Here is a 15,541-nt window from a genome sequence, read left to right as displayed (position 1 = left end):
GTGAATCTCCTCTCCCTATAGTTTGTTGACGGCTCCCATAATTTCACTCAATTCATCAAGCGTTAAATCTTCATCAGTGAAATCAGAAGCGCTCCATTCTCGGTTTTCTTTGTCCGTACAATGCTCAATGATGTTTTCCAGAGCCTGTTTAAAATACCCGCCAAATGTTTGGATTGTTTTCTCCTCGAATTGAAGGCTGCTATAGATGATGTGCATGCTTAGAATCCCCGAAGAAACGGCGCCGCTGATATCCAGTGTATAAGGCCGCTCCCAGTTCGGGCTGATCTCATTTTCTGGCTTGATGTCAGAAACCTCAAAGGCTTTTGATTGAATATCCTGATCAAACTGGCCTAAATAATTAAAGCTGATTTCCGGGCTGTTTGTCTCAGAGCCCCATCTTTTGCTGATATATTTCAGCACACCGTAGCCGGCGCCTTTATGCGGTATACGGTGCAGCATATCTTTTGTCTGTTTAATGAGGTGGCCCAGCCGTTCATCTTTGTTCTTATGTTCAGAATCGCTCATATCAAGCCATATCGGATAAATCGAGGTGAACCAGCCGACAGTTCTGCTAATATCAATGTCCTCAAGATATGCTTCTCTTCCATGGCCCTCCATGCTGATTTTAAACCGGTCAGAGTCCGTCCATTGCTGCAAAGCAAGGCCTAAAGCTGTCAGAAGGATATCATTCATCTCCGTGCTGTACGCTTTATGTACAGCCGTTAACAAGCGTTCAGTGTGATAGCGAGATAGCTCAAAATCAATCACTTCTGTGTCTTTGAATGTGTTAGGCGCTGTTTCATTGTCTTTAGGAATCACTTCAATGTGACGGTTCTCACGCTCATCCCAATACGCTGCTTCACGCTGCATCTGGCGGCTTTTAGAATAGTCAGCTATTCTTTGTGAATACGTTAAATATGAATCTGTTTTGTGCGGCAGTTGAATAGATTCTCCTGTGACTGCCTGTTTGTAAGCTGTTGAAAAATCCTCGAACAAGATGCGCCATGAAACTGCATCAATAACCAAGTGATGAATCGTCAGAAACAAATGGTCACCATTCTCGGTTCTAAACAATGCAGCGCGAAGCAAGGGCCCGGTTTCTAAACGAAAGTGCTCCTGCATCTGGCTGGCCGCTTCCTCAATCGTGTTACGTGTTTCTGTTAAGTTACCCTTTACATCAAACAGTTCAAGAGCATATAACTCTTCATCTTGCAGATCTATCCCTCTGTTCATCTGTATCAACCTGCCATCTTCATACCGGCAGACGATTCTCAGTGCGTCATGATGAATCACCAGGCTTTTTAGCACCTTTCTCACTGCAATCTCATCAAATCGTTCTGTCCGGTAAAGCATAACGGACTGGTTAAAATGATGGATTTCCAAAGATTGAGAGAAAAACCATTCCTGGACAGGCGTCCAAGTGATCTCGCCCTCGACCGGTCCTTGGTCAATGACGTGCACGGCTTTTCGAACCCGAGCGGACAGTACACCAAGAGTCTGATGTTCAAACATCTCACGTACAGTCGTTTCAAATCCACGCTGCTTCAGCCTGGCACAAACTTGCAGCGCTTTAATAGAATCTCCGCCAAGTTCAAAGAAATTGGCGCTTACGCCCAGCTCATCCACATCAAGAAGTTCTTCCCAAATGTCAGCCATCACCTTTTCAATCTCATTTCTTGGGCTAATATCATCAGCAGGGTAAGCGTTTTTTTCAGGTTCCGGCAGGGCTTTCTGATCGAGTTTTCCGTTAACAGTCAGCGGGATGCGATCAATCTGTATGAAACGGGTGGGAAGCATAAAGTCAGGCAGCTTGGTTTTTAGAAAAGCCCGGACGTCTGATTCGTTCGCGGCCTGTTGATCTTTTGTTACCATGTAAGCATATATAGCTGCTTGCCCTTGCTCATCTGTTCTTGTGATGACAGCCGCCTCTTTAACAATTGGAAGCTGAAGAAGCGCCGCTTGGATTTCGCCTAACTCAATACGGTGCCCTCTGACTTTAACCTGAGCATCAATGCGGCCTACATATTCCAACTCGCCATTTGACAGGCGCTTCGCAAGATCTCCAGTCCGGTATAATCTATCTCCCGGAAGATAAGGATTGGGCATAAAACGGTCAGCGGTCAGGTCATCTCTGTTGAGATATCCCTGTGCCACACCTTCACCGCCTATATAAAGCTCCCCTGGAACACCGATTGGCTGCAGATTCATATAAGCATCCATTACATAAGCCTGCAGAGTTGTAAGCGTCCGCCCGATATTGCTTCTATTATTTGCAATGTCAGCTGCGGACAATTTTTTGAATGTCACATGCACCGTCGTTTCTGTAATACCGTACATATTGATCAGATCAGTATGTGGATATTGATCATTCCAGCTTTGAAGCATGCCGGGCTGTAAAGCTTCGCCGCCAAAAATGACGTATCGGATGTTTAAACGATCCGAATGGTTTTGATCTTCATACATCAGGCCGTAAAAAGCTGTCGGGGTCTGATTGAGTACAGTGACGCGTTCTTTTTTTAACAATAATCGGAATGCCTTGGGATCACGGGCTGTTTCCTTAGAAACCACGACTAGTGTACTTCCGTTCAATAACGCACCGAACATTTCCCATACAGAGAAATCAAAACAGTATGAATGAAAGAACGACCAGACGTCTTCGTGGCCAAATTCAAAGGGCAGGTTTTGATGCTTTAACAGACTGATTACATTGCGGTGCTCGACAACGACACCTTTTGGCTGGCCTGTCGTTCCGGATGTGTATATCACGTATGCCGGCTGATCCGCTAGGGTTTCTTGAATGTTTAAATCAGCTAGAATTGAGTCGTTTTCGCCTTCATCGATATACAACATATGACCGTTATAGTCTGCAGGTTTGATTTGACCGCGCTCTGTCAGCAATAGGTCTGCCCCGCTGTCATTAAGCATAAAGCTGATACGTTCCTGTGGATATTCAGGATCAATCGGCAAGTAGGCCCCTCCAGCTTTTAGAATCGATAAAACGGCAATGATCATATCTGGTGACCGATCGAGCAGCAAACCGACGATATCTCCAGTGCTGACTCCTTGTTTGATGAGCATAGCAGCTGTCCGCTCCGCTTTTTCATTCAGCTCTCGATAGGTAAGCTGAGAGTTGCCGCACACCACTGCGAGATGCTCTGGATACTCAGCGGCTTTTTTTTCAAATAAGCTTACAATGGTTTCGTTTCTCGGAAACGCCGCATACTGTCCCATTTCTTCAAGGAGCACATTCCGCTCTGCAGCAGGAAGCAATTGCATATCCGAAATTCTCATCTCGTTATCCGCCAGTACCCTTTTTAACAGCTCAATGAAATAGGATGCCCAACGCGCAATGGTCTCTTCTTCAAAAAGAGCAGAGCTGTATTCAAAACGGCAGCGAATTCCGCCCGAATGCTCCTCAGCGTGAAATGTCAAATCGAATTTAGATATATTATGTTTTGGAGTGACAGACGAAATCGATAAACCTGGCACTTCGAACTGAAAATCTTCACTGCTTTGAAGCACGAGCATCGCATCGAACAGCGGATTCCGGTTTACCTCTCGATGTGTATCGAGCTTATCTGCCAGCTCCTCAAAAGGATAATCCTGATGCTCATAAGCCGTCAGAGCCAGGTGGCGAATGTCCTGCAAATACGAGCTGAACGTTTTGTTGCCCTCAGGCTGGCTGCGCATTGCTAATGTATTGACGAACATCCCGATGACGCCCTCCAAATCGGTGTGCGGTCTTCCGGCAGCAGGCGAGCCGACAACAATATCTTCTTGCCCGCTTAGCTTGGAAAGCAAAATAGAATACACTGCCAGAAGGATCATGTACAACGTTGTTCCCGTTTCAGCCATTAAATGGTGCAGCTCGTCCGCCGTGTCTTTATCAATAGTTACTTCGATTGTTCCGCCGCTGAAATCAGGGAGTCGCGGCCTTGTTTTATCAAGCGGTAAATCTAATACAGGAAGACTCCCGCCTAGCTGATTGAGCCAGTAGGCCTCCTGTTTTTTGTATAGCTCTCTCGGAAACTTCTCTTGCTGCCAAACAGCAAAATCCTTATAATGCAGGTTTAACACTGGCAGCTTCTTTCCACAATATAAGTCAGTAAACTCTTGGACTAGCGTGCTCATCGAGACACCGTCGGCAATGATATGGTGCATATCGAGGAGGAAAAAACCGCGTTTATTGCCCATTGTAATCACACATGCTCTAAATAGAGGGCCGGACGAAAGATCAAACGGTTTGATAAAGGATTCGATTGCAGACTCAAGCATTTGTTCTGATTCCATTTCAAGCTCTCTCAAATCAAAAGCTATCTCTGGATAAATGATCTGCACGGGCTCTCCACTGTCAAGCAAAAAAACAGTCCGCAATGCTTCATGCCGATTCACAAGTTCTGCGAGAACGCTTCTTAAACGCTGGCGATCCAGATTTCCGCGTAATTCAAGTACAGCGGGCATGTTATAGCCTGTGCTGTCATCTGCCAGCTGATGAAGAGCATATATACGTTTTTGCGAGTAAGACAGTGGATAGACATCTCTTTGATCCGCAGGCTCAATCTGATTAATAGCATGTTCTTTTAAGCTCATCAATTTGACTGCCATGCTTTCAATTGTCGGGTGAGAGAAAACCTCACTGAGCGGAAGCTCGACATGAAACTTTTTATGTATCCTTGATACGAGTACGGCCGCTTTTAAGGAATGTCCGCCTAGCTGAAAGAAATCATCACGAATACCGATTCGCTGTTTATTCAGCACATTTTCCCAAATGTGTGCGAGGTCAGCTTCCATTAAAGTTCGGGGCGGCATAAAGGTGAGGCTCGCATTGCTTTCTGGTTCAGGAAGGGCTGCCCGATCAAGCTTTCCGCTGGATGTTAATGGCATCCGGCTGATGGTCATGATAGTTGCTGGAATCATATAGGGCGGCAATGCCCCGGCAAGATGCCGGTGCAAATCGGTGAAACTGTTACCCTTTTTCGGAACGATATAAGCAATCAGCTCCTTGTCCTCAGCAGAAGCATTACGAGTCAATACCGCCGCTTCCTTTACCCCCGGTGCCTGCCGAAGAACTGTTTCTATCTCTCTCAGTTCAATGCGGTAACCCCTCATTTTCACTTGATCATCAAAACGTCCAATATATTCAATCGTTCCATCCGGCAAAAAGCGGCCTGCGTCACCTGTTCGGTATATCCGCTCCCCTTCAAGGAATAGGTGATCAGAAAATGCTTTCTCTGTCAGCTCTGGCTGTTTGTAGTATCCTCTGGCAAGCCCCGTGCCGGAAATGCACAATTCACCCGCCGCGCCAATCGGCTGCAGTTGATTTCCGTGTAAAACAACTACTTTCGTGTTTGCAATCGGGTGTCCAATCGTGATCCGGCCTTTTTCATTCAGATGACGCAATATGGTTGTTGCCACACTGTTTTCTGTGGGCCCGTATTCATTTGCCAGTTCTGCAGAAGGACAAATTCTTTTACTCATCTCAAGCAGGTCATGCGTAACCGCTTCACCCGCAAATGTCACAATCCGAAGACTTTCTGCATCGTCAGCAGTCATCACTTCCAATAACACCCGGTACAGGGAAGGAACAATGATCATATGACTGACCTTATAACCGGCTATTTTCCGCTTAAGGGCTAGAGCATCCTTCGCTTCGTCATCCGTTGTTAGCAGTACGCACGCACCGGATAACAGCGGGGTAAACAGGCTCGTCACACAACCGTCAAACACGTATGAAAATAAATGGAGGGAAAGATCCTGTTCAGTCATTCCATACTCTTCCCGTCTCCATTGCAATGTATTGGCAACGCCTTGATGATCAACCAGAACACCTTTAGGACGCCCTGTCGTTCCCGATGTATAGATCAAATAGGCGAGATCGCCAAGCGGAACATCTGGAGTTTCTGTTTGCTGATTTTCTGTATGTTCTATCGTTATCAAATTTCCTTCATAGTGCGGCGGGATGAATGGCATAAGGTCTTCTTCTATCAACAATTGAGCCGCTTGACTGTCCTTCAGCAGGAAAGAAAGACGTTCTGTTGGAAAATGTGGATCCAGCGGCATATAAGCGGCGCCCGCTTTCCAAATTCCAAGCAGAGCTGCAGGCAATTCCATTGACCGGCCCATCATCACAGCCACGATATCTCCGGCTCCAACTCCCTTTTCTACTAAGGCGTGCGCTATTTGATTGGCTCTTATGTTTAATTGGCGATAGCTCCAGCATTCATCCCCCATTTTCAATGCAGCAGCATCAGGTGTTTTGCGAGCTTGTTCCTCGAACAATCGAGCTGTCGTTTTGTTCTCATAAAGACACTCTGTTTTGTTAAACAATCGGATAAGTTTTTGTTCCTCCGGCGGGACGATACCAATGTCACTGACGGCAATATCAGGATTCGCCAAAATGCAATCCAGCGCTTGTTTTAGATGCCCCTGAATCCTCAGCATCTCCTCTTGTTCGTAAACGGCTGCGTTGTAGCTGAATTTGATATAAAATGATTCTCCCGGAACGACAACGATATTAAAGTCGTAATTGGTTTGCTCCGACATTGAAATATCACCCAGCTTCAACGCATTTTCCTCATTTTCGCTCTCCATGCGTAATGCCTGATCAAGCTGTATAGGATAATTTTCAAAGACAAAAATATGATCGATCAAACCTTGCTTCAATGGGCTATGGTTTTGAATGTCATAAAGCGGGTAATACCCATGCTGTTCAGATGATAAAACATCCTCCTGCACGGCTTGGACCAGAGAAGAAAACGTCATGCCCTCCGCAGATCGAATTCGTACTGGAACCGTATTAATAAACAAGCCGACCATTGATTCAATCCCGTCAATCGCTGACGGACGTCCTGAAATAACGGAACCAAAAACTGCATCATCAGCTGCGTTATATCGGTGCAGAAGCACGCCCCATATGCTCATAAACAACGTATTTAATGTGACCCCCCATTTTTGGGCGGCCTCTGTCAGTTTCTCAACCATTTCCGGCGCTAAAGAAAAGCGGACCTGAGCGGCTATATAATCCGCGTCCGCTGAGCGGTTCTTTATCCGGGGAATAGAAGCGGTATTGCCGTATTCCTCCAAATATCGACTCCAGTAAGCGGCAGTCTCTTCTTGGTCTTGTTCTCCAAGCCATTCGATATAACGGCTGTACGGCACCGTGCTACCAAGCTGCACAGGTCTGTTATTGCTGAGTGAATCATATATGCTGAAAAACTCTTTAAGAATAATGCCGAGACACCAGCCATCCATGATGATATGGTGATGTGTCCAGACACATGTATATTGGCTGTTTCCTCTATCAAAAAGGGCAAGCCGCATTAATGAATCTTTTTGCAAATCAAATCCTTTTTCCCGATCCTTGATCATAAAAGCATCGATCAGAGCCTGCTGTTCATGATCGGTCAGGTGAGAAAAGTCTTCTTTGTGCACTGTCAATTCGCGGTTTGATAAGACCACCTGCTGCGGTCCTGTAAGGTCTGGTACTTCTTTAATAAAAATCGTTCTGAAAATATCATAGCGGGAAACAAGCAGGTTTAAGCTCTTTTGAAACGAGTCGATACATAGATTTCCCGTAATGGTAAACGAGGTCTGTTCAACATAGGCTTTTGAGCTGAAATCCATGAGTGAATGAAACAGCATTCCTTCCTGCATGTGCGATAACGGATAAATATCTTGAATCTTTGCCGATTGTGCCATCAATTCCACACACCTTTTCAAAGTTAAAGATCTTTCACAAGATTTTCAATGCTAGATAATGCAGACAACGTTAATTCCTTATTGCTGAAATCGCTGAGCGTTTTTTCGCGTGTTTTTTTCTGCGAACAATGTTCAATGATCTCGATAAGATGCCTGTTAAAACGATCCATAAAACACTCAATTGCGTGTTTGCTGAACACTTGGGTGTATACCGCTTTTACTTGAAGCCGTCCGTCTGTAATGAGAGCATTGATGTCCAGCTCATATTCTCGATCTCTCTCACCCGCTATTTCGCAACGAGGCTGGTAGCATGATAATTGAAATGTTTCAGCTTCCTTCTCTTCGCTGAATTGGCCGAGATAATTAAAGCTGACCTCAGGATCTTTATGCCGCAGTTCTCCTATTTGTGTTAACAATCCGTAGCCGGTTCCTTTGTTCGGCACTCTTCTCAGCATATCTTTTGTCGTCTTAATTCGGTAAGCGAGCTGATCTTCGAAAAGCTCGGGAATACTCATGTCCAGCAGAATAGGATAAATGGAAGTAAACCAGCCAACCGTACGTGAAATATCAATATTTGGAAGATGCCCTTCTCTTCCGTGTCCCTCAGTGCTGATCACGATTTGATCGTGCCCTGTCCATTCAGAAAGCGCCAATCCTAAAGCCGTAAGCAAAAGTTCGTTGGCATCAGTGCCATAGGCTTGCTGAGTTTCAAACAGCAATTTTTCAGTCGAGTCTCCGGATAGTGCAAACATCGAGCTATCACTGTTCAATTGCAGTCTGTCCGGCATATTTTCCGTGTCCTTAGGTAAAAAAGCATTATGAGCGTCCAAAATCGTTTGCCAATACGGTTTTTCTGCAAGCAATTGTTTATTTTCAGCTATGTGTGCAAGACCATTGGCGTAGGACAAATAAGAATCCGTTTTTGGCGGCAATTGGATCTCTTGGTTTTCTAAAGCCTGCTGGTATGCTGCCGCTAAATCCTCAAGCAGAATTCTCCATGAAACGCCATCTATCACAAGGTGGTGAAGTGCAATCAGAAGATGATCCCCTTCTGCCGTTTGAAACAAACCCGCTTGTAGCAGAGGTCCTTTTTGTACATTCATTTTGCTTTGAATGACGGTCTCCTCAGCGGCTAGTTTTTCAGTAAGATGCGTACTTTCCTGTGCCTCTTTTGTCCAGTCTGCGAGGTGAAGGCTGAACAGTTCATGGTCCTCATGATTTGTTCCGCGATTATACTGAATGACATGGCCCCTCTGGTCTTGTTGAAAAACCATGCGAATGGCGTCATGATGCTCGATTATTTTACGTAGTGCTAGACGAAGCGCGTTAGCATTAAATCCTTTTTTACTGAAAAGCATGACGGACTGGTTGTAGTGACATTGAAAAGCATGAGCCTGTCCGAAAAATCTTCGCTGAACCGGGGTGAGGTCAGCTTCACCTTCCACAGGCCCCTGATCCGCTTGAGATGCCAATGGTGTGATATGTCCGCTTAGTTCCTGAATTGTTGGATAACGGAATAAGTTGCGTATTGTCATGCTCCAACCTTCAGCTGCCAGCCGCGCTGCCACTTGTAATGCTTTAATTGAGTCTCCGCCAAGCTCAAAAAAGGAATCGTGAATGCCGACTTGTGACATGCTCAGTACATCTTCCCATATAGACGCCATCGTTTTTTGTATGTCGTTAACTGGTGCGGTATATGGGCGCGACAACACATTACTTGGAGCCGGCAATGCATTTTTGTCCAGCTTTCCGTTTAAGGTCAGCGGCATGTTTTCTAAAGGAATCAGATGCGCAGGAACCATATACGCCGGCAGCTCCTTTGTTAAAGCAGCACGGAGAGCATTTGTATTGACATCTGAAGGCACAATATATGCTGCCAAACCAGCATGTCCATTCTTATCATGCTGAACGGTAACAGCAGCTTCTCTGACAAGCCCCGTTTGAAGAAGAACACTTTCAATTTCTTCTGTTTCAATTCTGTATCCATTTATTTTCACTTGATCATCCATTCGGCCAAGAAGCCGGATCGTTCCGTTTGGAAGCCAGCAGGCTCGATCACCGGTTCTGTACAGTCTTTCTCCTGAGACAAATGGATTTTCTGTAAATTTCATCTGTGTTAAGTCAGGTTTATGATGATAGCCTTTCGCAACACCTGCCCCGCCGATGCACAGTTCGCCGGCAACGCCAATCGGCTGAATTTGATCCGTCTGGCTGAGTACGTACATGCGTACATTTGGCAGCGGGCTGCCGATTGGTACGTTATCTCCCGTCCAGTCTTCTCCCGTACTTGTTTCATAAAAGCTCGAATCAATCGTTGCCTCTGTGACACCATAGCTATTGAAGATGCGCACGCTTTGGCCAAAGCGCTCTGTTAATGTTTTGAAATCTTGAGCTTTCACCATGTCAGAACCAAGAATCAGTATGTCTAGGTCAGGAAGCTTGAGCTGGTTACGGTATACATACTCCATCACTGGAATAATGAGAGCAGGTGTGGACTCCATCATCGTGATTCTTTTAGAGCTCATGATTTTATATATTTCAGCAGGTTCCAGCCGTTTTTCCTCTGGGCAAACGATGAGAGTCCCGCCGTTGGTCAATGTTCTTGCCAAATCTCCTGAGAAGACATCGAATGAAAAGCTTGCGATTTGAAGCAGTCTGACAGGCTTCTGATCCAGTTCATAAATTTGACGCCACGCAAGAGCAGCATGAGTAAAGTTACGATAGGTGACAATAACACCTTTAGGCGCACCTGTAGTTCCTGACGTATAAATGATATATACTGCGTCTTCAAGAGCAGGTGATAGGGTAAGGTTACTGCTATTTTCTTCATATGAGGCTTCATCCTCAAGACAGATGTGAGACATCTCAGATTCAGGTGAGTTTGAAATCAAATGCTTCAATTCCTGTTGTAAAAGAAGAATATCTGCACCGCTATCACGAAGAATGTATTCAATGCGAGCTTTTGGATAGTGTGAATCGATTGGGATATACACTCCGCCGACTTTCATCACTGCCAGTACGCCAACAATTGCCTCAATGGAGCGCTTGGCTAAAACAGCCACTGTTGGCTTCGTCCCTGCTCTTTTTTGCAATGTCCGTGCCAGGCGATTGGCTCTTTCGTTTAGAAGCCGATAGCTAATTTGTGTTTTGTCATCAATAACAGCGATATGTTCAGGTGTTTCTTCAGCTCTTGCTTCAAATATGCGATGAAATGCAACATCTTTTTGAGAAAATTCAACTTGAGTTTTGTTGAATTCAGTGAGTATGTTTTGTTTTTCTTTTTCACTAAGTATGTTTATTTGTGAAAGTCTTGTTTCAGGATTAGAAATGGCCGCATGCAGAAATTCGATAAAATGAAATGCCCAGCGTTTAATCGTAGCTTTCAGAAATATTTCTGTACTGAATTCCAATTCGCAGCAAAGGGCACCATCTGTTTCCGTTGCTATTAACGTGATATCGAATAAAGAAATGTGTTGCGCGAAATGGGCATCCCGGACTTTTATCTCTTCCAGTTCTACGTCCTGCTTTTCCACATTTTGAAGGATAAACATCGAATCAAATACTGGATTCCGGCTCATATCTCGCGTTAATTGCAGCTTGTCGACAAGCTCTTCGAACGGATAATTCTGATGCTCATAGGCTTCCAATGCAGTGGCGCGCACTTCCTGCAAATACTGCACAAACGGCTTCCCGCCCTCCGGACGTGCCCGAAGCGCCAGCGTGTTCACAAACATGCCGAGTATCGGCTCAAGATCCTTGTGCGGCCGGCCGGCAATTGGCGAGCCGACAATGATTTCTTCCTGTCCGCTCAAGCGTGACAATAACGCTGTGTAAGCTGCCAGAAGCACCATGTACAGTGTGCTTCCATTCTCCCGTGCCAGCTTATGAAGGCCTGATGCCGCCTTTTGATCAAGCGTAAACGAGACCTTGTCCCCCGCGAAGCTCCGCACCGGCGGGCGGGTATGATCAGCCGGGAGATCCAGCACCGGCAGCTCGCCCTCGAGCTGCTTCAGCCAGTACGCCTCCTGCGTCTGGTATGCGTCCCCTTTTTTAAACCCTTCTTGCCATACGGCGTAGTCTTTGTATTGAATGGGAAGCGCCGGAAGGGTCCGGTTGTTGTACAGCTCCCCGAATTCCCGAATCAAAATGTTGACGGAAACACCGTCTGATATGATGTGGTGCATATCAACCAGCAACAGGTGCCGTTCCACTGATGCCTTTACAATTTGGGCACGAAACAGCGGTGCTCGGCTGAAATCAAACGGTTTAATAAACGCGGCTGCGGCTTCCTGTTCGGTTTGTTCGCCGAGAACTGCTGTTTGTAATGTAAACGGCACCTCGGGATGGATGCGCTGAACCGGCTCGCCTCCTTCGTCCTGTTCGAAGGATGTCCGAAGCGACTCGTGGCGCTTGATCAGCTCTTTGAAAGCCCTGTCCAGCCTTTCTGGGTCAAGCTTCCCTTCCAGTTCTAATACAGCCGGCATATGGTAGCCGGTCCCTCCGTCTTCCAGTTGCTGAAGGACATAAATCCGCTTTTGGGCAGAGGAAACCGGATAGGTCTCCCGCTGTTCCGCCGGTTTCATCGCTTCATATGGACTGTCCGTTCCTTCACGGATGACGGAAGCCAGCCCTTCTACCGTCGGATGGGCAAACACATCTTTCAGCGGCACCTGTACATCGAATGCTTTGGCAATCCGGGACACAAGCGCCGTTGCTTTTAGAGAATGTCCTCCGCGGTCAAAAAAGTTGTCGTGAATCCCGACAGGGCCGTTTTTCAGGACGTCCTCCCATAGCTGGGCGAGCTTCATCTCGGTCACATTTCTCGGCGCTGAGTAGGCCTTTTCATCTGCAGCTCCGCCAGGAGCTGGCAGGGCGTTTCGGTCCAGCTTTCCGCTCGGCGTAATCGGCCACTCTTCCATCTCTATCAAATGGGATGGGATCATGTAGCCGGGCAGAAGCGTTTCAAGCTGCGCCCGCACTTCGTTTCTTCTGAGCCCTTCTATATACGCGCATAATTCCGGCTCGCCGCTGTCTGTCCGTACGGTCACGGCTGCCTCCCTTATGCCTTCTATGCCTCTTAGTGCCGCTTCAATTTCTCCCGGCTCAATCCGGTAGCCGCGGATTTTGACCTGATCATCCAACCGGCCGAGGAATTCCATATTCCCGTCAGGGAGCCAGCGTGCCATATCCCCTGTTTTATACATGCGTTCGCCCGGGTAAAACGGATCCTCAAGAAAACGCTCCTCCGTTAAGGACGGCCGATTTAAATAGCCTCTGGCAACACCTGCGCCGGCAATGTACAGTTCGCCGGCGACACAGCAAGGCTGTACGGCTAATTGCGGATCTAACACATACAAACGCGCACCGGGTACGGGCCTTCCGATCGGAATCCGCAAGCGATCCCTGTCCCGCTCTATGTCTAACTCGTAAAATGCCGCGTCTACCGTTGCTTCTGTCGGCCCGTATCCATGGATCAGCGAGACTTGCGGCAATACAGAAGCAAAACGGGCTGCCATATGGGGCGCAAGCGGTTCACCTCCGGCGAATACACGCTTCAGGCTTGTCCCGTCACTCAGCCTTTCGATTTCCGCTTGATCAAGAAAGCTGTTCAGCATAGCCGGAATAAAATGAACCGTTGTAACACGCTCCTGATGAATGGCTTTGACGATCAATGCCGGATCTTTCTCCCAGCCGGGCGGAAGCAGATACGCCGAAGCACCGGAAAGCGCCCACCAAAACAGCTGCCAGACAGATGCATCAAAGGAAAAAGAGGTTTTCACCATGACAATGTCATCTTCCTGAAGCGGAAACTGGCGCTGCATGCCGGTCAGAAAGGAAACAGCTTGGCGGTGCTCAACGGCCACTCCTTTTGGCTGCCCGGTGGAGCCCGACGTATAGATGACGTAGGCGAGAGAATCGCTGTCAGCAGGAGCAAACACAAGGTTTTCTGCTTTTTCGCCCGCAAGAGATGTCATGTCAACTTCAAGCGTTTCGCCAGAAAAGTTCGGCGCGGAGCATCCCGGCTGTGTCAGCAAGAGAGCTGCGCCGCTGTCTTTCAGCATGTAGCTCAGCCTCTCCCCTGGATACGCAGGGTCAAGCGGCAAATACGCCCCGCCTGCCTTCAAGACAGCAAGGACAGCGATCAGCATGTCAGGTGACCGCTCAGACAGGACACCGACGACGCTTTCCTTCGTAACGCCGCGTGCCGCGAGGCGGGCAGCCAGACGGCTGGCATACATGTCAAGCTCAGCGTACGTCAGTGAACCGCCGGAAAAGCGTATGGCTGGCCGTTCCGGTGTGAAAGCCGCCTGTCGTTCAAACAGCCCGTGAAGGCTTGGCGCTATAGGCAAAACAGCTTCCGTCTTGTTAAACCCATACAACAATTTTTGTTTTTCTTTTACATTAGTCATATCTAATTTTTTTATAAATTTGTACGGATGTTGAACGGCGTTTTCCAGTAACGTAAGCAGATGGAGCTGTATTCGTTTAATATCCTCAAGAGAAAACAAGATATTTTGATAGTCGAAATTTAATTGTATGGTTCCAGTGTCTATACGCTCCTGTATTTGAACAGAAAGCTCGTTCGCGGTGTATCCGCTGAAATAAAGCGCCGTTTCATAGTCAAAACCGTCTGCATTATGCCATTGGAGCGGCTGATACTGCATAGAAATACCGATAAGGTTGTGTAATTTTTTCTGGTCTTTTCTTAATTCATTCACCAGTAAATTATAAGGAAACCGTTGGTGACGCATAACGGAAAGCTGTTCCCTGCCTACTCTGCGGACAAAGGAAAAGAAGTCCGCGTCAGGGTCAACTGTTATTCTGATGGGGAGAGAACTGACAAACATGCCGAGCATTTCTTTTTCAGCCTTTGACCCTCTATTGCCATAGTAGGTGCCAATGGCAAGATCTTTTTTAGATGTGAGCCGGCTGATGCATATGTAAAATGAAGCCATGAATAAGGAAATGATATTGATCTTTTGTTCTTCGCAAAAGATTCGAATCGTTTGCCCTAGATGAGGTGAAAGTGTGATGGTATCTCTAGATGCGGATGTGCTCTGTTTTTGGAAGGACGTCTGGCCGGCTAACGAGTGATAATCCGGCGGCTGCTGAAAGGTTTGAGTCCAAAATAAACGGTCCTTTGCAAAACGTGAAGATTGTAGATACTGACTTTCTTTTTCGATGTAGCTCAAGTAAGAAGGCTCAGGCTGATCGGGTAAAGGATCTTGCTTTTTTATTTTTTGATAAAGATCTATCAATTGATTTCCCATTACGTTTAAGGAGATGCCGTCCATAATGATATGATGGAATTTTGCAAACAGCCAAACCTCATGAGAGTGGATTCTTAGGAGAGAAAATTGGTAAAGGGGCGAGTTGAACAGTTGAAATGGAATTCTTGCTTGGTCTTGTATCCATTGCTCTATTTCTATCATTTCAACATTTGAAAAGTCTGTTGTTTCAAGTGAAGTATATTGATATTCGGCAAGGTAGAGTCGCGGTTCAAGCTCCTCTCCTTCTAGCAGCTGAAACCTGATGGCGTCATTGCGGGAGATGGAATGATTCAACGCTTCTTCTAAAGCATCATGATCAATATTGCCTCTGAATTTCACACAGGCCGTGAGATTGCAAATGCCGGTGCCTGGCTCCAGCAGTTCGGTAAACCACACTCTCTTTTGGGCATGGGTTAAAGAATAAGTATGTTCGCTCAACGGATTCCCTCCAGTTCTCATATTAAGAGGATAAGAAAAAAGCAGAAAAATGACGATAAAAGAAATTATATGACTATATAATCCATATATGCACTATATTAACGGATATTTTTTAAAGTACAATAAAAAATATT

At 46.5% G+C, this 15,541-nt stretch carries 2 protein-coding genes; both read right to left on the bottom strand.

Annotation, left to right across the window (positions count from 1 at the left end; translation table 11 throughout):
- Positions 1–15 precede the first annotated feature (15 nt).
- A complete protein-coding gene (locus BV11031_RS07895; RefSeq protein ID WP_129550718.1) occupies positions 16–7,698 on the bottom strand; it encodes a non-ribosomal peptide synthetase in 7,683 nt (2,560 codons plus the stop codon).
- 23 nt (positions 7,699–7,721) lie between these two features.
- Positions 7,722–15,407: a non-ribosomal peptide synthetase gene (locus BV11031_RS07890; protein WP_010330627.1), complete on the bottom strand. Its 7,686-nt coding sequence runs from the start codon at positions 15,405–15,407 to the stop codon at positions 7,722–7,724.
- Between the last annotated feature and the right edge of the window lie 134 nt (positions 15,408–15,541).

The sequence above is a fragment of the Bacillus vallismortis genome (assembly GCF_004116955.1).
Classification (GTDB): Bacteria; Bacillota; Bacilli; order Bacillales; family Bacillaceae; genus Bacillus; species Bacillus vallismortis.
Note: the sequence above shows the minus strand (reverse complement) of the source record. Positions and strands in the feature narration are given on the sequence as shown.

Coding starts and splice junctions, on each gene's coding strand:
- BV11031_RS07895 (WP_129550718.1), bottom strand. CDS start 7,698: ATGGCACAATCGGCAAAGATTCAAGATATTTATCCGTTATCGCACATG.